This is a genomic window from Allobosea sp. 2KB_26, assembly GCF_052115715.1.
Taxonomy (GTDB): Bacteria; Pseudomonadota; Alphaproteobacteria; order Rhizobiales; family Beijerinckiaceae; genus Allobosea.
Genome location: NZ_JBFRHE010000001.1, coordinates 993229 through 1010228 on the forward strand (window position 1 = coordinate 993229; position 17000 = coordinate 1010228).

General features: G+C 65.2%; 18 protein-coding genes. 4 read left to right on the top strand and 14 right to left on the bottom strand.

The annotated features are described in order from the left end of the window. Window positions 1–6: 6 nt before the first annotated feature. Together AB4099_RS04850 and AB4099_RS04855 are read right to left on the bottom strand one after the other, a co-directional pair. Window positions 7–627 (bottom strand): DnaJ domain-containing protein, encoded by a 621-nt coding sequence (locus AB4099_RS04850; protein WP_113512968.1) that lies wholly within the window; start codon window positions 625–627, stop codon window positions 7–9. A 176-nt stretch (window positions 628–803) separates the two neighbouring features. After that, window positions 804–2441, bottom strand: coding sequence for a M14 family metallopeptidase (locus tag AB4099_RS04855; RefSeq protein WP_441477217.1), 1638 nt, complete (start codon window positions 2439–2441; stop codon window positions 804–806). A 116-nt stretch (window positions 2442–2557) separates the two neighbouring features. Between AB4099_RS04855 and AB4099_RS04860 the strand changes: the two genes are divergently transcribed. Then, on the top strand, window positions 2558–2830 hold the full coding sequence (locus tag AB4099_RS04860) for a BolA family protein (protein ID WP_069879266.1): 273 nt from the start codon (window positions 2558–2560) through the stop codon (window positions 2828–2830). 5 nt (window positions 2831–2835) lie between these two features. Here AB4099_RS04860 and AB4099_RS04865 read toward each other — a convergent pair whose 3' ends face one another. The 7 genes from AB4099_RS04865 to AB4099_RS04895 all read right to left on the bottom strand — a co-directional run bounded on the left by AB4099_RS04865 (window position 2836) and on the right by AB4099_RS04895 (window position 8179). Further along, window positions 2836–4032 (bottom strand): MFS transporter, encoded by a 1197-nt coding sequence (locus AB4099_RS04865; protein ID WP_441477218.1) that lies wholly within the window; start codon window positions 4030–4032, stop codon window positions 2836–2838. A 9-nt stretch (window positions 4033–4041) separates the two neighbouring features. Further along, window positions 4042–5211 (bottom strand): acetyl-CoA acetyltransferase, encoded by a 1170-nt coding sequence (locus AB4099_RS04870; protein WP_441477219.1) that lies wholly within the window; start codon window positions 5209–5211, stop codon window positions 4042–4044. A 273-nt stretch (window positions 5212–5484) separates the two neighbouring features. Beyond that, window positions 5485–6000: a DUF1801 domain-containing protein gene (locus tag AB4099_RS04875; RefSeq protein WP_441477220.1), complete on the bottom strand. Its 516-nt coding sequence runs from the start codon at window positions 5998–6000 to the stop codon at window positions 5485–5487. Between the two features lie 5 nt (window positions 6001–6005). Beyond that, on the bottom strand, window positions 6006–6236 hold the full coding sequence (locus AB4099_RS04880) for a hypothetical protein (protein ID WP_069879263.1): 231 nt from the start codon (window positions 6234–6236) through the stop codon (window positions 6006–6008). A gap of 48 nt (window positions 6237–6284) precedes the next feature. Then, window positions 6285–6695: an SRPBCC family protein gene (locus tag AB4099_RS04885; protein ID WP_441477221.1), complete on the bottom strand. Its 411-nt coding sequence runs from the start codon at window positions 6693–6695 to the stop codon at window positions 6285–6287. Then, a complete protein-coding gene (locus AB4099_RS04890) occupies window positions 6692–7015 on the bottom strand; it encodes an ArsR/SmtB family transcription factor (protein WP_113512955.1) in 324 nt (107 codons plus the stop codon). The genes AB4099_RS04885 and AB4099_RS04890 overlap by 4 nt, the downstream gene beginning before the upstream one ends. Window positions 7016–7276: 261 nt before the next feature. Then, window positions 7277–8179, bottom strand: coding sequence for an EamA family transporter (locus tag AB4099_RS04895; RefSeq protein ID WP_441477222.1), 903 nt, complete (start codon window positions 8177–8179; stop codon window positions 7277–7279). Between the two features lie 187 nt (window positions 8180–8366). Between AB4099_RS04895 and AB4099_RS04900 the strand changes: the two genes are divergently transcribed. The 3 genes from AB4099_RS04900 to AB4099_RS04910 are packed head-to-tail and all read left to right on the top strand — an operon-like array spanning window position 8367 to window position 12002. Beyond that, on the top strand, window positions 8367–9950 hold the full coding sequence (locus AB4099_RS04900) for a D-alanyl-D-alanine carboxypeptidase family protein (protein WP_162768327.1): 1584 nt from the start codon (window positions 8367–8369) through the stop codon (window positions 9948–9950). Window positions 9951–9960: 10 nt separating this feature from the next. Continuing rightward, window positions 9961–10878 carry a DMT family transporter gene (locus AB4099_RS04905; protein ID WP_441477223.1) on the top strand — a complete coding sequence of 306 codons (918 nt, stop codon included), beginning with the start codon at window positions 9961–9963 and terminating at the stop codon, window positions 10876–10878. Further along, on the top strand, window positions 10878–12002 hold the full coding sequence (locus tag AB4099_RS04910) for a CobW family GTP-binding protein (RefSeq protein WP_441477224.1): 1125 nt from the start codon (window positions 10878–10880) through the stop codon (window positions 12000–12002). The genes AB4099_RS04905 and AB4099_RS04910 overlap by 1 nt, the downstream gene beginning before the upstream one ends. Here the strand turns inward: AB4099_RS04910 and AB4099_RS04915 are convergent. The 5 genes from AB4099_RS04915 to AB4099_RS04935 all read right to left on the bottom strand — a co-directional run bounded on the left by AB4099_RS04915 (window position 11971) and on the right by AB4099_RS04935 (window position 16992). Then, complete coding sequence (locus AB4099_RS04915; protein ID WP_441477225.1) at window positions 11971–13587, bottom strand: acyl-CoA synthetase; 1617 nt, start codon at window positions 13585–13587, stop codon at window positions 11971–11973. The two genes, AB4099_RS04910 and AB4099_RS04915, sit on opposite strands and share 32 nt — an antisense overlap. Window positions 13588–13682: 95 nt before the next feature. Then, window positions 13683–14453 carry an ABC transporter permease gene (locus AB4099_RS04920; RefSeq protein WP_441477226.1) on the bottom strand — a complete coding sequence of 257 codons (771 nt, stop codon included), beginning with the start codon at window positions 14451–14453 and terminating at the stop codon, window positions 13683–13685. Continuing rightward, on the bottom strand, window positions 14450–15238 hold the full coding sequence (locus AB4099_RS04925) for an ABC transporter ATP-binding protein (protein ID WP_441477669.1): 789 nt from the start codon (window positions 15236–15238) through the stop codon (window positions 14450–14452). The genes AB4099_RS04920 and AB4099_RS04925 overlap by 4 nt, the downstream gene beginning before the upstream one ends. A 25-nt stretch (window positions 15239–15263) precedes the next feature. Further along, window positions 15264–16322 (bottom strand): ABC transporter substrate-binding protein, encoded by a 1059-nt coding sequence (locus AB4099_RS04930; protein WP_441477227.1) that lies wholly within the window; start codon window positions 16320–16322, stop codon window positions 15264–15266. A 193-nt stretch (window positions 16323–16515) separates the two neighbouring features. After that, a complete protein-coding gene (locus AB4099_RS04935) occupies window positions 16516–16992 on the bottom strand; it encodes an Lrp/AsnC ligand binding domain-containing protein (RefSeq protein WP_113517365.1) in 477 nt (158 codons plus the stop codon). Between the last annotated feature and the right edge of the window lie 8 nt (window positions 16993–17000).

A 17000-nucleotide genomic window follows, 5' to 3' on the forward strand; every position in this document is an offset into this window, starting at 1 on the left:
GTGGTCTCAGACCAGACCCGTGGTCTTCAACTGCTGGTACGCCTTGAGGATTTCTTGCAGCGTGCCTTCGCGCGAGCGGTCGCCACCATTGGCGTCGGGATGGAAGCGCTTCACCAGTTCCTTGTAGCGCGCCTTGATCGCGACGGAATCGGCCGTGTCGTCCAACCCAAGCGCATCCAGTGCCTTGCGCGCCACGGCGCCGACGCGGGGCTCCGGCTTTGCCGCCTGCTGCTCCCTGCGCGTGCCAAAGATGTTGAAACCGTCCTGCACCTCGGGCCCCGCATCGCCGGCAGCCGCCGCGCGTCCGCGCTGCGACATGCGTGCCGCCTTGGAATTGACGCCGAGTTTCCAGGTTGGCCGGTGGCCGATCTCTTCCTGCTTCTGATAGGCGGCGAGCGCCTCGTCATTCATGCCGGAGAAGTAGTTATAGGTCGCGTTATAGGCCTTCACATGTTCGAGGCAGAACTGGAAGAACTGGCCTTCCCGCCCCCTGCCCTTCGGCGCGCGGAATTCACCAGCGCGCTGGCAACCGGAATGGTCGCAGCGCACAGCCACAGTCTCGACCACTTCTTCCGCCTCGGAAGGGCCGATCCTGATCCGGTCGAAAAGGCGAGAATTGAAATTCATGGTCTCTCGGTTATGCGGGCGGAAAGCCAAACGGACAAGCTCTGCACGACAGGCGCTGCCAGGCGCCTGCGGCGGATGCATTCGAAACGCTGCAGAGATCGGCCCCGATCGCGTCAGAATCCCAGCAATCCGGGTGGCCGTCAATGCGTCCTAGATAATGACGCGCTGCGCCAGTCTCAACGGCTGCATGCGGGATCACCGCCCGAAGCCAATATCGGCCTGGCCCCGCGCGGCACGCGGTAGATCGGAGCCTCGCCCGAATCCGCCGCGACCTCGACCAGGCCGACGCCGACATGAGAGCCCGGAGAATCCGGCTCGAATGAGGCGGCGATGACATTCGCTCCCGATTGCGTCATCGGCACGAAGACAGCGGTCGCCGGAACGTCCAGCCGGCGCGACCTGAGCTCGACCTTCACCGCCTGGTCCGGATTGATGTTCTCGCGGTCGGCCTTCTTCACCGTCCCCTTCTGCTCGACGACGAAGGCCTCGACATCGAGCGAAACCGGCCCGCCCAAGGCGCAAACGGCGATGCCCTTCAGCTTCAGGGCTTCAACCGCAGGCTGGCCCGAGGCCAGCACGATATAGCCATCGGGCCGCACCCGGCGCCCGGTGACCGTGACCTGGCGCGAGTCGCGGAAATCGACTTCCGTCGGCATGTCGGCGGCCGTGTCGGGATTGACCAGCGGGATCGCCATCTTGACGGTGGCGATGCGGTGGCCGACGACCAGTTCACCTTCGTTCTTCGCCAGTTCGCCGCGCGCAGCCGCGACCGCCTGCAGCACGGCCTTGTCATTGGCGGCGACCGTATCGAGAACCGACCGGGAAATGACGTAATGCGTCGCGATGCGCCGCTCCAGATTCTCGAGTTTGAGGCCGACGCCGCGCGTCTCGATCAGGAAGGAGACCGCGCCCGAAAGTCCAAACAGGTTGCGCGCGATGCCGGGCGCATTGCCGCCCATCGAGACGACCTTGTCGTCCTTGTTGTAGCCCGTCGTGAAATACCAGAAGGAGGAGAGCCCTTTCTCGGCCATCGCCTTGTCCATCGCAGGCTTGACCAGCTCGGACGCGAGCTTCGTCGTCTGCTGTGGCACGGCCGGATTGGTCGCGTACAGGATCATCGCATCGGCGGCATTGAGCCCGCCGAACTTCTCGAGCCAGCGATTGGCGACTGAGAACTCATGCACGTCGACGATGACGTCGGGCGGCAGCTCGGCGAGCTTGGCATGCAGCGCCTTCGTCTCCGGCAAGGTCAGCAGCAGATGATCGCGGTTGAGATCGAAGCCGTTGGCACCAGTGCGCTTGTCTGCCGCCGCCCCGTCAGGGTTGGTGCGCGGCACGATCACCACCACCAGCTTGTCGAGCACGGCCTTGAGGTCGGTCGTGGCCAGATCATTGGCGAGTGCGAGCATCGCTTCACCACCGGCCGGCTCGTTGCCGTGCTGCTGGCCGACGAACCAGACGATCGGCCGCCCCAGCGCCCTGAGCGCCGCCGGATCCCTGGCGCCTTCCTTGGAGAAGATCAGATAGGGCAGATCACGCCCCTGCTGCGACGTGCCAAGCGAACCGAGCACGACCTGGGCCGGCGCCTTGGCGGCGAGATCAGCAACGAAGGCGTCGAGCTCGGCCTGCGTGGTCAGCCCGGGCGTGCTGCGTGTCAGCGACGGCGTCGCCAGCGGGATCGGCACGGATTTGTAGCGGGCAAGCACGGCCTCGCTCTGCCTGTAGTCGGCGACCTTGCCTTCCTCCTGCGCCAGAGCGGGAGCGGTTCCGAGCAGCGCCAGCAGCCCAAGCGCGAACGCCGTTCTCGTCTTCATCCCAACCTCCAGCGAAATGCCGCATTCACCTGACACCAGGCGGCGACTATGAAACGGCGACGGAGACCGGACAAGCAATCCGCGATTGCTGACGGCACAGCGGAACGAGGCGACTGATGACCAGCATGGCGGAACGCATCACCAGCAAGCTCGAGTCGGCACTGGCGCCAGAACATCTGCGTGTCATCGATGAATCGCATCAGCACCAGGGCCATGGTGGCTGGCGCGAGGGCGGCGAGACGCATTTTCGCGTCGAGCTCGTCTCCTCCGCCTTTGCCGGCAAGAGCCGACTGGAGCGTCATCGTCTGGTCAACGCGGCTTTGGCCCAGGAACTGGCCGACCGGGTGCATGCGCTGGCGATTGTCGCCAAGGCGCCGGGCGAGGCCTGAGCCGATCAGCTCTTGACCGGCCGCTCCGGCATGAAGGCGTAGATCGCGCTCGGGACGAGAAGCAGCGCGGCAAAGCCCCAATGGAGATGGGCAAAGGTGGTCGCGGCGTCGAGCCCGGCCTGACGCTGCTCGGCAATGAACCAGCCCGAGCCCGACTGGATCGCCGCCGCGCCCGCAATGAACAGGAAATTGACGAAGGTCATGCCACGCCCGATCAGGTGCTCGGGAAAGAACAGCCGCGCATGCGCCATCAGCACCGCATAGGTGAACCCCGTCGCGCCGATGAGCGCGAACAGGCCGATGGCCAGCGCCGAATGCGCATCCCCCCAGAGCGCCAGGGCGATGAAGCAGAGCGCAGTCAGCACCGTCCCCCACAGGACCAGCGGCTTGCCGCGGCCGAGCCGCTGTTCTAGGCCGCCATAGAGGAAGGCGCCCGCGATCATCGTCAGCGCCATCGACGTTGCGACATGGCCGCCGGCGATCGCATCGAAACCGTGCACGCCGCTCATAAAGGGCGCAATCCAGAGACCGCGGGCCGTCGCGATGATCGCGTAACCGGTCAAGGTGATCGGCGCGAGCAGCCAGAGCGGACGGAGCGCGAGAATGCTCTGCAGCCCTTTGAGCAGGCCTTCGTGACCGCCTGAAGCCGCCTTGGCCCTGGGCGGATCACGAACCAGCGCGGCGGCGACCACGGTCGCGGCCAGGAAGCAGCCGGCCACGACCAGCATCGACGGGCGCCAGCCGAAGCGGGCGGCCGCGACTGCCAGTGGCCCGGCGCCGACGAGATTGCCGATCGAGCCGAGGCCGATAAAGACCGAGGTCAGGAAACCGAAGCGCTTGGGATCTTGCGTCCATGCGAACAGGAACAGCGCCGACATGAAGATCGGGGAACAGCCGAGCCCGATCATCGCCATGCCGAGCGTGCCGGTAACGGCGTGCGTCGCTGTCGCGAAGAGAAAGGCGCCGGCCGAGCCGATTGCCATCGTCACGGCCACGGTCCGGCGCGGTCCCAGCCGGTCGAGCGCCCAGCCGACCGGGAACTGCGCCAGGGCGAAGGTTATGAACCAGGCCGCACCCAGAAATCCCAGCTCGCGTGGCCCGATCCCCAGATCCGTCATCACCGGGTTGGCGATGACACTGAGGAAGGAACGGTAGAAGATCGAGAGGATATAGGCCGGCAGCAGCGCCAGAAAGATCGTCACGTCAGACGGTCACTTGATCCGCTCGAGCACCGAGACATAGTTGGCGACTGCAGCCCCACCCATGTTGAAGATACCGCCCAGGCGCGCGTCCTGGACCTGCATGCCTTCGGGCGCCTCGCCGGTGAGCTGCATGGCGCTGAGCACATGCATCGAGACGCCGGTCGCACCGATCGGGTGGCCCTTGGCCTTCAGGCCGCCGGAGACATTGACCGGCAGCTTGCCGTCCTTCTGCGTCCAGCCTTCCTTGATGGCGCGGGCGCCCTCACCTTCCCTCGTCAGGCCCATCGCCTCGTATTCGATCAGTTCGGCGACGGTGAAGCAGTCATGCGTCTCGACGAAGGAGAGATCGTCCAGCGTCACGCCGGCAACGGCGAGCGCCTTCCTCCAGGCTTCGGCACAGCCGTCGAACTTGAGGATGTCGCGCTTCGACATCGGCAGGAAGTCCTGGACATGGGCCATGCCGCGGAAGCCTACGGCCCGGCGCATCTCCATCGCAGTCGCCTGATCGGCCAGCACGAGCGCGGCAGCGCCGTCCGAGACCAGCGAACAATCGGTACGCTTCAGCGGCCCGGCGACATAGGGGTTCTTCTCGCTCTCCTCGCGGCAGAAGGCGAAGCCGAGATCCTTGCGCATCTGCGCATAGGGGTTCGCGACACCATTCTTGTGGTTCTTGGCCGCGATCATGGCGAGCGCATCCGACTGATCGCCATGGCGCTGGAAATAGGCGGCGGCAATCTTGCCGAACACGCCGGCGAAGCCACCGGGTGTCTCACCATCTTCCGGCAGATAGGAGGCCTTGAGCAGGAATTTGCCGATATCGGCCGAAGGTGTCTTGGTCATCTGCTCGACGCCGACGACAAGCACGATCTTGGCATCGCCGGCCTTGATGGCGCGCACGCCCTGGTGCACGGCAGCCGAGCCGGTGGCGCAGGCATTCTCGACCCGCGTCGTCGGCTTGAAGCGCAACGCCGGGTCCGCCTGCAGCACGAGCGAGGCGGTGAAATCCTGCGCGGAGAAGCCGGCATTGTAGTGGCCGAGAACGATCTCATCGACCTGTTCGGCGGTAATGCCCGCATCGACCAGCGCGTCCGTCGCCACGCGGACGATCAGGCTCTCGATGGTTTCGGCATCCTGCTTGCCGAATGGCGTGTGGGCCCAGCCGACGATTGCAGCGCTCATGACGACCTCTCAGAGTAATGTGCAGTTACACTTATCTGCGCCCGGTCACCGTATCGTTCAAGCCGGAGACAGCGCAATCCGGCCGTGCGCAGAAAGGGGGGCTGATCACGAAGCCCGCTCGTAGCGATATAGCGCGTCGCTGCTCATGAGGGGAGAGGACGGGCTTGCTTTGGCAGCACGCACCGGCCCTCTGCGTGGAGCCGGGGGCCGTGCCAAGGCTTGTCTGGTCGATGACGCCGCGTTCGCCTGTGCCGGGCACGTCCAACCGACGGCCTACATTTTCTCGCCGGGCAGCTGGCTGGCTTGTATCACCCAAGCGGCGAACTGCGCCTCGTCGAGTTCGCCCTCATGGATATCGAGATAGCGCACGTCCTTCTGCTTTGATGCGCCAGGCGGAACCGGCCTCAGCGATGCCCCGCGGAAGAACGCCACTTTCACGTATTTGGTCATGCAATGAAAGCCGAGGAACCAGCCTTGGTCCTGGTCTGCGACTCCATAGAAGGGCGAATTCCATTTGACCGCCTTGCGCACGGCGGGAACGGTACGTTCGATGATGGCATCGAGGCGGCGTCCGACATCGCTCTTCCAGCCTGGCATGGCCGCGATATAGGCCTGCACGGGGGCATCACCATAACCCTTGGCAATCTGGGGATTGCCACCCGAGAGGAGGACGACCTCGCCCGGCTGCGCCTTCGGCGCCGATTTGCGCGGCTTGACCCGCTTCTCGGCAATCGGCTCGGCGGCCTCGTTCTCCGTGACCTGCTCCGGCTTCCTGGACATCCCTGCCATCATTTTCACCGCTGTCTGGCGGTGCGTCGCCCGCCGCCCCATGTGGCGACATAGGGCAGCACGAACATGTAGAGACCGGTCGGTAGAAGCACGAAGAGCGGGAACAGCGGCAGGAAATACACCCACTCGGCGGGCTGCTTCCCAAGGCCCAAAGCGATGAAGATCGCGATGACGACCACCGTAAAGATAATCGACATCCAGCGGTGGATCTGCCGAATCCAGTCGTTCCAGTTCATTGGGACCTCCTCTGAAGGCATGGTGCAGCGGATCGGGCAACGCAGACGTCAAACCGTCCGCGCCATGACCTCTTCCAGGTTTCCGAAGAACCGCTGCCAGCCAGCCTGCGCTCCCCTGTAATAGGGCTGCTGGTCCGGCCTGAATCCCGTCTGCTCCATCCGCAGGAAGGTCCCAGTGCTTGTGGGGGTGAGCGTCCAGGTGACAACGCTCTCGAGATCCTTGGTATTCCACGTGTAGGTCAGCGTTTTATTCGGCTCGATCGCCTGTATTTGACACTGAACGACACCCCAGTCCGCGCTGAGATCGAACCGGTGGCCCACATCGGGCTTGAAGTTGTTCTTCATCAGCCACTCCTCGATGAGATGTGGTTGCGTGAGAGCACGCCAGAGCTTTTCCGGCGGATGGGCTATCTCCCGCTCGACAACGACCGAGAGCGTTTCGGTCGACGTTTCGTTCATTGGTCCATCCTCTTCAGCAGGTCTTCGAGGTCATCGAATTTACTTTGCCAGAACCCGGCCATTTGGTTCGTCCAGTCGATCAGCGGGCCGAGGGCGCCGATTTGCGCGCTATAATGCGTCTGGCGACCTTCGTGGCGATCCCGCACCAACCCGGCCTGCTTCAGAATGCCGAGATGCTTTGAGACGGCCGGTTGCGAGATTCCGGCTTGAGCCGTCAATGCCCCGACCGTCTGCTCTCCTTCGCGACACAGCCGTTCGAAAATGCCCCGCCGCGTCGGATCGGCGAGCGTTCTGAAGAGCGCGTCGTGAGTGTTCAGCATCGGAACCCATAACTCGTTGGCTATCGATCAAACTCATAACCGCTGGGATATGTGTAGGTCAAGCATGTTGCTGCCGCAGCGCCATGATGATCCCGGTCAGAGGAACCATTGGACATGCCGCACGGAGGAGCGGCTACGCCACCGTAGTGGCTGCCATCGATCAGTCAGCACATATCGGCGCTGGGTCGAACCCGTCAGGCGCCCAAGATCGGCCGTGTCCGCACCATGATCGCCCAAGGACGCGGGCGCAACGGCGACCCGCTAGATCGCCAGCATCAGGAGCAGGCCGACGCCAAAGACGATCATTGCCATTCCCAGCAGTTCACGCCGCGTCGTACCTTCCGAGAACATCTTGCGCGAGGCGATCTGCGCAAGCGGCACCTCGATCAGGGCCAGGGTCCGGACATTCGCCGCCGTCGTCAGCGAGAAGCCGATGAACCAGAATTGCGAAGCGGCCGCGCCAAGGAAACCTGCCGTCAGCGACCGGCGCCAGTTCTTCAGGCTCAGGACGAGAGCCTTGCGGTTCGCGACCAGCATGTAGAGCGTCAGGATCAGCGTCTGCAGGCCCAACCCCAGGGCCAGGGTCGTCGTCGCCCGGATCAGGAAATCGCCATCGGGCAGCGACTGGATCGCACCACGATAGCCGATGGCAGACAGCGCGAAACAGGCCCCTGAGCCGATGCCGAGCAGCGCCGGGCGCAGGCCCGCCCGGCTCAGCTTCTCGCCCGGTTTCCAGGAAACGAGCACGACTCCGGCCGTTGCGATCACGATCGCTGCGAATTTCGCCGGGCTCAGCGCATCACCGAGCAACAGCGCTCCGAAGATCGCCACCTGGACCGGCTCCGTCTTGGTATAGGCGGTGGTCACCGCGAAGGAGCGCTCTCTCATCGCGGCCAGCATCAGGGCCGTGGCCGCGATCTGGGTCAGCGCGCCCCAGCCCGTGATGCCCAGTGTCCCAAGGCTGATCTGCGGCGGCAGGCGCCCCAGGCCGAGGCAGACGAGGAGCAAAAACAGCAATGCGAAGGGCAGACCGAACAGGAAGCGCACCTGCGTCGCGCCGACGACGCCGATCACGTCCGTCAGCGAGCGCTGGGTGAGGTTGCGCGCCGTCTGCAGCAGCGACGCGACGATCGTTGCCGGGATCCAGAAGAGGGTAAAGCTCACGCGGGCATCCCATGAAAATGTGACCAAGGCTTTACGGCTGCCCGACATGACTAGGCAAATCGCTCCGCTGGGGGTAGGTATGCGTCCATGGGCGGGCCGATCGGTCGCGCCGTCTCGAAAATGCCGCACGTGTCGCGTTGAACCCTGCGCCTTCAACCCTCGTCCAGACAGGTTCAAGACCCGCCCGATGAACGTTCCCCGTCTCGCTGTCCTCGCCCTTGCCCTGTCCGTCAGCGCTCCGGCCCTCGCCGGCACGAGTCTGGTGGTCGACGCGTCCAGCGGCGCTGTTCTCTCCAGCGAGAATGCCAGCCAGGCCTGGCACCCGGCCTCGACCACCAAGATGATGACGGCCTATCTCGCGCTCAAGGCGGTGCGGGCCGGCAAGCTCGGGCTTGAAACGGCGATCCCCGCCTCGAAGCGGGCCGCGAGCCAGCCGCGCGTCAAGGTCTATATCCGTGCCGGGCAGGAGATCACGCTCGACAACGCCCTGCGCATCATGATGGTGAAATCGGCCAACGACATCGCCTATGTCATCGCCGAGGGCGTCGGCGGCGATGTCGAGACCTTCGTCGGGATGATGAATGCCGAAGCCCAGCGCCTCGGCATGAATGACACGGTCTTCACCAATCCGAATGGCTGGCATGATCCGAACCAGCAGGTCAGCGCCCGCGACCTCGCGGTTCTCGCCATGGCACTCATGCGTGAATTCCCGGACTATTCCGATTACTGGAACACCGGCTCGGTTCAGCTCGGCAAGCAGGTACTGCAGAACACGAACGGCCTCGTCGGGCGCTATTCCGGCATCTCCGGCATGAAGACCGGTTTCGTCTGCGCCTCGGGCTTCAACGTCGTGGCGACGGCCACGCGCGGCGGCCGTACGCTCATCGCAGTCGTGCTGGGTGCGCTGTCCGCCTCCGAGCGCACCGTCAAGGCGGCGCAGCTGCTCGATGACGGCTTCTCGAAATGGGGAGGCTCCGGCTATACCCTCGCCAGCCTGCCCTCCGGCAATGGTGGACACGCCTCCAATATCTGCGACGAGGTTCGCCGCAGAGGCGGCGGCGTCGCGTTGGCGGACGATTCCGACGTGTCCGGCCCCATCGCCGCCAATGCCGCATCCGGCAGCGGCAATGACAACGCCATGAGCGAGCGCTTCGGCGGACCGCAGCCGCAGGCTCGCGCCACAGGCGCCTTGCTGATGCGCACGCCCTCCGGCCGGATTACGCTCGGACCGCGCGCGCCGATGACACCGGTTCAGGTCTCCTTCGGCCGCACGCCGGGGTCTGCTTCGGCCCCGATCGCCGCGAATGTCACGGCGCGGCCCGACACGCAGGTCGCTCGCGATCGCGCGCCGGTCATTACGCCAGGAGCCCCTGTTACCGCTGGAGTAGCGTCCGGCCCCGCGACACGCACGGCCTCGAGCAATGGCGCCATTCCGCGCGGGACGACGGCCTTCGCTCCGAGCAGCGAGGATGTCCAGCCTTCATCGAATGAATTCCAGAGCGGCCCGATGAAGCTGCAGGGCGCGATCCGGCCTGGCGCGGCTGCGGCATCAACCCTGCGCCCAAGCTCCGCCGCAGGCATCAAACAGGCTGCCCGCCCGCCGGCAAGACCGGCCCCAGCCAAGCCCGACGCGGCAGCCAAGACCAAACCGGAAGCGGCGGCCAAGGCCAAGGCCAAGCCGGGCCAGAGCGAACCCAAGGCTCAGCCGGCCCGCACGGGCGCAGCGAAGCCCCCTGTCAAGCCGAAGGCCAAGGTGAACGACGACGCCTGAGTCCTGAAGGGTGCGCGCCGAGACCGCCCGCACCGCCGGTCGACACGGCATCGCCCTGGCGTTTGCCTCGGCTGCCGCCTATGGCAGCAACATCGTCTCGGCCCAGCTCGCGGGCCAGGCCGGCCTGAGCGGGCCGCTGCTGGTTTTCTACCGGGTTTTCATCATGCTCGCGCTGGTGGCCGGAGTCGCCTGGCTTCTGCGGGCGAACTTCAGGGTTCCGCGGGACCAATACCGGGCGCTGCTGGCCTTCGGCCTGACCAGCGCTCTCGTCGGCTCGGCTTACCTGTCCTCGGTCGCCTTCCTGCCCGTGACCGTCGCCGCCGTCATTTTCTACACCTACCCGGTCATCATCGTCCTGGCCGAGCCGCTGCTGACGCCTGCGCGCTTCAGCCTCGACCGACTTGCGGTGGCGCTGACCGCCTTTCTCGGTGTCGGCATGGTCGTCGGCCCCGATCTGCATGGGCTCGATCCGCGCGGGCTTGCGCTCGCGCTCGCAGCCAGCCTCGCGGCCGCGGCACAGTTTTTCGCGGGCTCCGCCTGCGCCGCGACGCCGCTCGCGCCAAAACTGTTCTGGTCCCATCTGCTCATCCTGCCGGTGACAGCGGGCATTCTCGCTTTCGTTGGCGGCTTTGCCCTTCCGAGCGCGCTGGCCTTGGCACCGTTGGCCGTCGCCATCACCATTGGCGGCTATCTCGTCGGCTTCCTGTTCCAGGTGATGGCATTGGCCCGTGTCGCGCCAGGCCCCGCTGCGCTCACCTTCTGTGCCGAGCCGGTCTTTGCCGTCGGGATCGCCGCCGTGATGCTCGGCGAGCGGGTCGGCGCGCTGCAATATGCGGGCGGCGCCCTTGTCGTCGTCGCGATCCTGGCTAATGTAATATTGGAACAAAATCGGGCGCGACGCGTGCCTGCCCTCAGCCTTGATCGATGATGCCCGACATGACCGGTAGCGACCAGAGACCCATCCCGATCCCGCTGACCTTGCTCACCGGTTTCCTTGGAGCCGGCAAGACGACCCTGCTCAACCGGCTGCTCAAGGACCCGGCGTTTGCCGATACCCTCGTGATCGTCAACGAGTTCGGCGAGATCGGACTCGACCATCTGTTGATCGAGGGTGTCGAGGAGAACATGGTTCTACTCGCCTCCGGCTGCCTCTGCTGCACCATCCGCGATGACCTCATCGTCACGCTGGAAGACTTCTTGCGCCGCCGCGACAACCATCGCATCGCGCCGTTCAAACGCGTCGTGATCGAGACCACCGGCCTTGCCGACCCGGCGCCGATCCTCAACGTGCTGATCAATCACCCCTATCTCGCCATGCGCTTCAGGCTCGACGGTGTCGTCACGCTGGTCGATGCCGTCAATGGCATGGCAACGCTCGACGCCCATGAGGAGGCACGCAAGCAGGTGGTCGCAGCTGACCGGATCGTGCTGACCAAGGCGGATCTGGTCGCGGATAGTCAGGCGGTCGAGGTGCTGCGACGGCGACTGCTGGCGCTCAATCCCGGGATTGGCCTACTCGCGCCGGATGCTCCAGCTGCGGACTTGATCAGCGCCGGCCTCTACGACCTTGCCGACAGGCCGCACGCTCTGCGGGACTGGCTTGCCGTCGAGGCTCTGGCGACCGGGTCTGGCAACCATCACCATCACGACCATCATGCCCATGGGCACGCCCATGACCATCATCATCATGATGTGAACAGGCATGACGAGAGCATCCGCGCCTTCTCCCTCTCGGCCGATGCTCCGATCAACCTGGCGACCTTCGAGCTGTTCTGGACCTTGTTGCGTTCGACCCATGGGGCGAAGCTCCTGCGGCTGAAAGGGCTCGTCGCCATAGCCGAGCACCCCGGCCGGCCGCTGCTGGTCCATGCGGTCCAGCAGATCCTGCATCCCCCGATCTTGCTCGACAGCTGGCCTGATGCAGACCAACGCTCGCGCCTGGTCCTCATCGTCAAGGACCTCGACGAGGCGATGGTGCAGCGCCTCTGGGCCGCCTTCCTTGGTCAGGCTTCGGCGGCGCTCACGCCTCCGCGCGCAACAGCCGCCGGATGATCTTGCCTGTCGTCGTCAGCGGCAATTCCTCGCGAAAGGCGATCTCGCGCGGATATTCATGTGCCGAGAGTCGCTCGCGCACGAAGCGCTGAAGCTCACCGGCCAGATCCTGCGAGGGCGCAAAGCCGGCATTCGGCACGACGAAGGCCTTGACGATCTCTGTCCGGAGCTCGTCCGGCTTGCCGACGACCGCAGCCAGCGAAACCGCGGGATGCTTCAGCAGGCAGTCTTCGATCTCTCCCGGCCCGATCCGATACCCCGATGAGGTGATGACATCGTCGTCGCGGCCGACGAAGTGGACATAACCATCGGCATCCCGCACCGCCTGGTCGCCGGTGGTCATCCAGTCGCCGATAAATTTGTCGACCGTCGCCTCCGGTCGGCGCCAATAGCCGAGGAACATCACCGGGTTCGGCCGGCGGATGGCAATCTGCCCTTCCTCGTCCGGCGCGCATTCCGAGCCATCGGGCCGGATGATCGCGACCTCATGGCCGGGCGTCGGCTTGCCGATGAAGCCGGGCCGGCTGACCCCGATCGTCGCGCAGGACGACAGCACGAGATTGCACTCGGTCTGGCCATAGGCCTCGTTGATCGTCAGCCCCAGCGCCTCGCGCCCCCAGTTCAGCGTCTCGGCTCCAAGCGTTTCGCCGGCTGCCGCGACTGTGCGCAGTTTCAGGTCAAAGCGGTCGCGCGGCTTGCCCACGCTGCGCAGCATCCGGAGCGCCGTCGGCGGGATGAAGGCATTGCGGATACCGAGATCGGCCATCAGCCGAAAGGCGTCTTCGGGGTCGAAACGGGTATGGGCGCGCGCCACGACCGGAACGCCGAAATGCAGCGCCGGCAGCAGCATATTGAGCAGACCGCCGGCCCAGGCCCAGTCGGCCGGCGTCCAGGCGAGGTCGCCGGGCATCGGCAGGAACTCGTGCACCATCTGCACACCGGGCAGATGCCCCGGCAGGACCCTGTGGCCATGCAGCGCGCCCTTCGGGTTGCCCGTGGTGCCGGAGGTATAGATCATCAGGGCCGGATCGTCGGGCCCGGTGTCCGCAACTGAGAAATCCTCGCTCGCATCCGCCAGCAGCTGCCCCCAGTCCTCAGCACCCGCCCCGGCGCCATCCGTGGACACCATCAGGTCGAGATCGGGCAGCGGCTCGGCAATCTGCCGAACCTTCATCAGGCCCGCAGCATTGGAGATGAGCGCGCTCGCGCCGGAATCGCGAAGGCGATAGGCCAGCGCATCGACCCCGAAGAGCGCGGCCAGCGGCACCGCGATGGCGCCCAACTTATAGGCGGCGAGATGCGCGGTGAGCACGGCCTCTCCCTGCGGCAGCAGGATCGCGACCCGATCTCCGACGCCGACGCCGCGCGTCGACAGCGCAGTTGCCAGTCGGTTCGATTGCGCCCGCAGACGGCCGAAACTGACCGGCGTTACCGTCCAGTCCGGGGAAACCTCGAGAATGGCGGGGCGATCGGGTTCCAGTGCAGCCCAGCGATCGCAGACATCGACAGCAATGTTGTAGCGCTCGGGAATCCGCCACTGGAAGGTCTCGCGCAGGCGGCCGTAATCGCGCAAATCGGGAAGCATGAAAGATGGAGGTCCGGCGTTGATGGCGCGGCACGATAGGCAGCGCTCGCCGCGCTGTCACCTTGGCGCTAGGTCAGGCCCGCTCTGCGCTCCGCTCAGCCATTCGCCATCTGCGAGCGTCGGGCCCAGCCTGTCATACGACTCTCGACAAGGTCGACGATGGCGACGAGCAGAACGCCGAGGACCGCAAGCACGATCAGCGCCGCAAAGATCAGGGGCACGTTGAAATCCGCCGAGGCCCGCGTGATCAGGTTGCCGATGCCGAGATTGGACGCGTTCTGCTCGCCGATCACCGAGCCGACATAGGCGAGTGTGATCGAGACCTTCAGGGCCCCGAAGAAAAACGGCAGCGCGCGCGGAATCCCGACCTTGGTCATGATGTCGTAGCGGCTGGCGCCCAGCGCCTTCAGCACATCCTCGGTCTCGGGCTCGATCGTGGCCAGGCCGGTCGCGACATTGACCACGATCGGAAAGAACGAGATCACGAAGGCGGTCAGCACCGGCGGCTGCCAGCCGACACCGAACCAGATCACCAGGATCGGCACGACCGCGACTTTGGGGATCGAGTTGAAGCCGACGAGCAGCGGGTTCAGGCCCGCATAGATCAGCCGTGACGAACCGACGAGGAGGCCGAGCGCCAGGCCGAACACGATCGAGAGCGCAAATCCGGCCGTGGTCATCCAGAGCGTGTGAAAGGCATTGGTGTAGAGCGGCTTCTGATACTGCACCAACGCAGCCCAGATCGCGGAGGGTGGCGGCAGGATGAAGGAGGAAATCGCAAAGGCGCGGCAGGCGATCTCCCAGACCGCGAAGAAGCCGAGCGTGAACAGATAGGGCGCGAGCCTCAGCCAGAGCGAGCGCTTCATGCCGCCTCCCGCGCCGTGCGGATATGGCCGCGCAGCTCATGCACGACCGACGCGAATTCGGGCGTATAAGTGATGTCGAGATCGCGCGGGCGCGGGAAGTCGATCTCGCGCTCGGCGATGATCCGCCCCGGCCGCGCCGACATGCAGAACACCCGGTCGGCCAGGAAAACGGCCTCGCGCAGATCATGCGTCACCAGGATCACGGTGATGCCACGCTCGGCATGAAGATCACGGATCACGCACCAGAGCTCCTCGCGCGTGAAGGCATCGAGCGCCCCGAAGGGCTCGTCCAGCATCAGGAGCTTCGGCTCATGGATCAGCGAACGGCAGAGCGAGGCGCGCTGCTGCATGCCGCCGGACAGCTGCCAGGGGAATTTCTGGCCCATGCCCTCGAGTCCGACCTTGGTGAGCAGGGCCTCGGCCCGCGCGACATAATCCGACTTGTTGGCGCGCAAGCGTGAGCGATACGGCTCGACGATCTCCAGCGGCAGCAACAGGTTCCGCAATGTCGTGCGCCAAGGCAGCATCACCGGATTCTGGAAGGCCATGCCAGTGATCTTGATCGGCTGCGTCACCTCCTGCCCGGCGACGATCACCGTGCCGCGCCGTGGCCGCTGCAGGCCGGTCGCGAGCTTCATCATAGTGGACTTGCCGCAGCCGGAGGGGCCGACGATCGCCGCGAACTCGCCCTCCCGGATCTTCAGCGAAAGACCGTCCACGGCGGGAGTGCTTTCGCCTCCGCCATAGACATGGGTGACTTCGTGGAGTTCGACGAAGGCGCTCAAGCGCGAGCCTGCGAGGTCGAGCGCATCAAAACTTCCGCTCGGCCGCCGGCGGCAGGTAGCTGTCATCGAAGGCTGCCCCGGCCTTCGCCTTGTCCTTGAACGTGAAGGTCAGCCCGATCTGGTCGAGCGCCCTCTCCCAGCGCGCCTTGTCGATGCCGCCAAAGCCATCAGCCTTGACCGCCGGGGTCATGACGTTCTGGGCGATCGTCATCTTGAGGCGCTCGACCTCGACCTCGAGCTTCGCGACATCGTTGCGCTGGATCACGAGCTTGCCGCCAAGTTCGGGGTCGGCAACCGTGTCGCGAACGCCCTTGGTGATCGCCCTGAGCAGGCCGCGCACGGCCTCGGGCTTTTCAGCCGCGAATTTCGGAGAGACCATCACGACATTGCCGTAGAGCTCGACGCCGTAATCCGACATCAGCAGGGTGACGATGTCGTCGACGGGAACGCCGCGTGATTTCAGGTTGATGTAGGAGGAGTTCGCGAAGCCGAACACCGCGTCGACCTCGCCCGAGGCCAGCATCGGCTCACGCACGGGGAAGCCGACATTCTCCATCCGCATCTTGCTGTCGTCGAGCTTGTTGACGGTCTTGAAGATCGGCCATTGCGCAAAGGCCGCGTCGGCCGCCGGCGCACCGAACTTCTTGCCCTCGAGGCTCTTCACGTCGGTGCTGATGCCGCGGCTCTTGCGGCCAACGATCGAGAAGGGCGGCCGGTCATAGACCATCATCACCGCCTTCAGATCGACGCTGGGGTTCTCGTCGCGAAACCGGATCAGCGAATTCACATCGCCAAAGCCGGCATCGTAGGTGCCGGACGCCACGCGCGGGATCGCCTCGCGCGAGCCGTTGCCCGTGTCGATCGTGACGTCGAGGCCCTCGGCTTTGAAATAGCCCTTCTCCTGCGCCATCAGGAACAGCGCAGCCGGGCCCTCGAAGCGCCAGTCGAGCGTGAAGCGAACTGCGGTCTGAGCGAAGGCGCTGCCCGCACCGGTCAGGCAGGCTGCGGCGAGCCCCAGGGCGCCCAGCGCACGGCTCATCCCACGCCGGGAGAGCATCGTGGGGCGGAACGGGTTCGTCGACATCGGCAACTCCGGATCATCGCATGCAGGCGGGTCGGGAAGACCCGTTTGAACGGAACGCGGCCAGCAAATCCCATGCCGTCGCGCCCTATGCTCAAACTGGCCGAATACAAAACAAGGTCAAGCGCATAGCGCCGAAAATGCATGCACTGCGCCTAAAATATAACGCGACGTCACCAGGCCCGGCCGCGATCGGCTAGAGCGGCAGCGCTCCGTCGGTCTTGACCTCTTCCATCACGGCATAGGTCCGCGTCTCGCGTACTGCCGGCAGCGCCAGCAGCACTTCGCCAAGGAAACGGCGATAGGCGTTCATATCGGCGACCCGCGTCTTCACGAGATAGTCGAAACCGCCGGCAACCATGTGGCATTCCAGCACTTCGGGCGCCCGCTTCACCGCGGTTGCAAAGCGCTCGAAGGCGTCGGGCGTCGTCTTGTCGAGATAGACCTCGACGAAGACCAGCAGATGCAGCCCGAGTTTCAGCGGATCGAGCGTCGCGCGATAGCCCGTGATGTAGCCGTCACGCGAGAGGCGCTTCAGTCGCTCACCTGTCGCAGTCGGCGACAAGCCAACCTTTTCAGCCAGTTCGACGCCCGCGATGCGCCCGTCGGACTGCAGCATGGCGAGGATACGCCGGTCGGTTCGATCGAGCACGGGATTATTCTCTGAAAACATCAAAAGAT

Bases quoted from the DNA above. Each gene is read 5' to 3' on its own strand.
- AB4099_RS04850 (WP_113512968.1), bottom strand. From the start codon at position 627: ATGAATTTCAATTCTCGCCTTTTCGACCGGATCAGGATCGGCCCTTCC.
- AB4099_RS04855 (WP_441477217.1), bottom strand. From the start codon at position 2,441: ATGAAGACGAGAACGGCGTTCGCGCTTGGGCTGCTGGCGCTGCTCGGA.
- AB4099_RS04860 (WP_069879266.1), top strand. From the start codon at position 2,558: ATGACCAGCATGGCGGAACGCATCACCAGCAAGCTCGAGTCGGCACTG.
- AB4099_RS04870 (WP_441477219.1), bottom strand. From the start codon at position 5,211: ATGAGCGCTGCAATCGTCGGCTGGGCCCACACGCCATTCGGCAAGCAG.
- AB4099_RS04875 (WP_441477220.1), bottom strand. From the start codon at position 6,000: ATGGCAGGGATGTCCAGGAAGCCGGAGCAGGTCACGGAGAACGAGGCC.
- AB4099_RS04880 (WP_069879263.1), bottom strand. From the start codon at position 6,236: ATGAACTGGAACGACTGGATTCGGCAGATCCACCGCTGGATGTCGATT.
- AB4099_RS04885 (WP_441477221.1), bottom strand. From the start codon at position 6,695: ATGAACGAAACGTCGACCGAAACGCTCTCGGTCGTTGTCGAGCGGGAG.
- AB4099_RS04890 (WP_113512955.1), bottom strand. From the start codon at position 7,015: ATGCTGAACACTCACGACGCGCTCTTCAGAACGCTCGCCGATCCGACG.
- AB4099_RS04900 (WP_162768327.1), top strand. From the start codon at position 8,367: ATGAACGTTCCCCGTCTCGCTGTCCTCGCCCTTGCCCTGTCCGTCAGC.
- AB4099_RS04910 (WP_441477224.1), top strand. From the start codon at position 10,878: ATGCCCGACATGACCGGTAGCGACCAGAGACCCATCCCGATCCCGCTG.
- AB4099_RS04915 (WP_441477225.1), bottom strand. From the start codon at position 13,587: ATGCTTCCCGATTTGCGCGATTACGGCCGCCTGCGCGAGACCTTCCAG.
- AB4099_RS04920 (WP_441477226.1), bottom strand. From the start codon at position 14,453: ATGAAGCGCTCGCTCTGGCTGAGGCTCGCGCCCTATCTGTTCACGCTC.
- AB4099_RS04930 (WP_441477227.1), bottom strand. From the start codon at position 16,322: ATGTCGACGAACCCGTTCCGCCCCACGATGCTCTCCCGGCGTGGGATG.
- AB4099_RS04935 (WP_113517365.1), bottom strand. From the start codon at position 16,992: ATGTTTTCAGAGAATAATCCCGTGCTCGATCGAACCGACCGGCGTATC.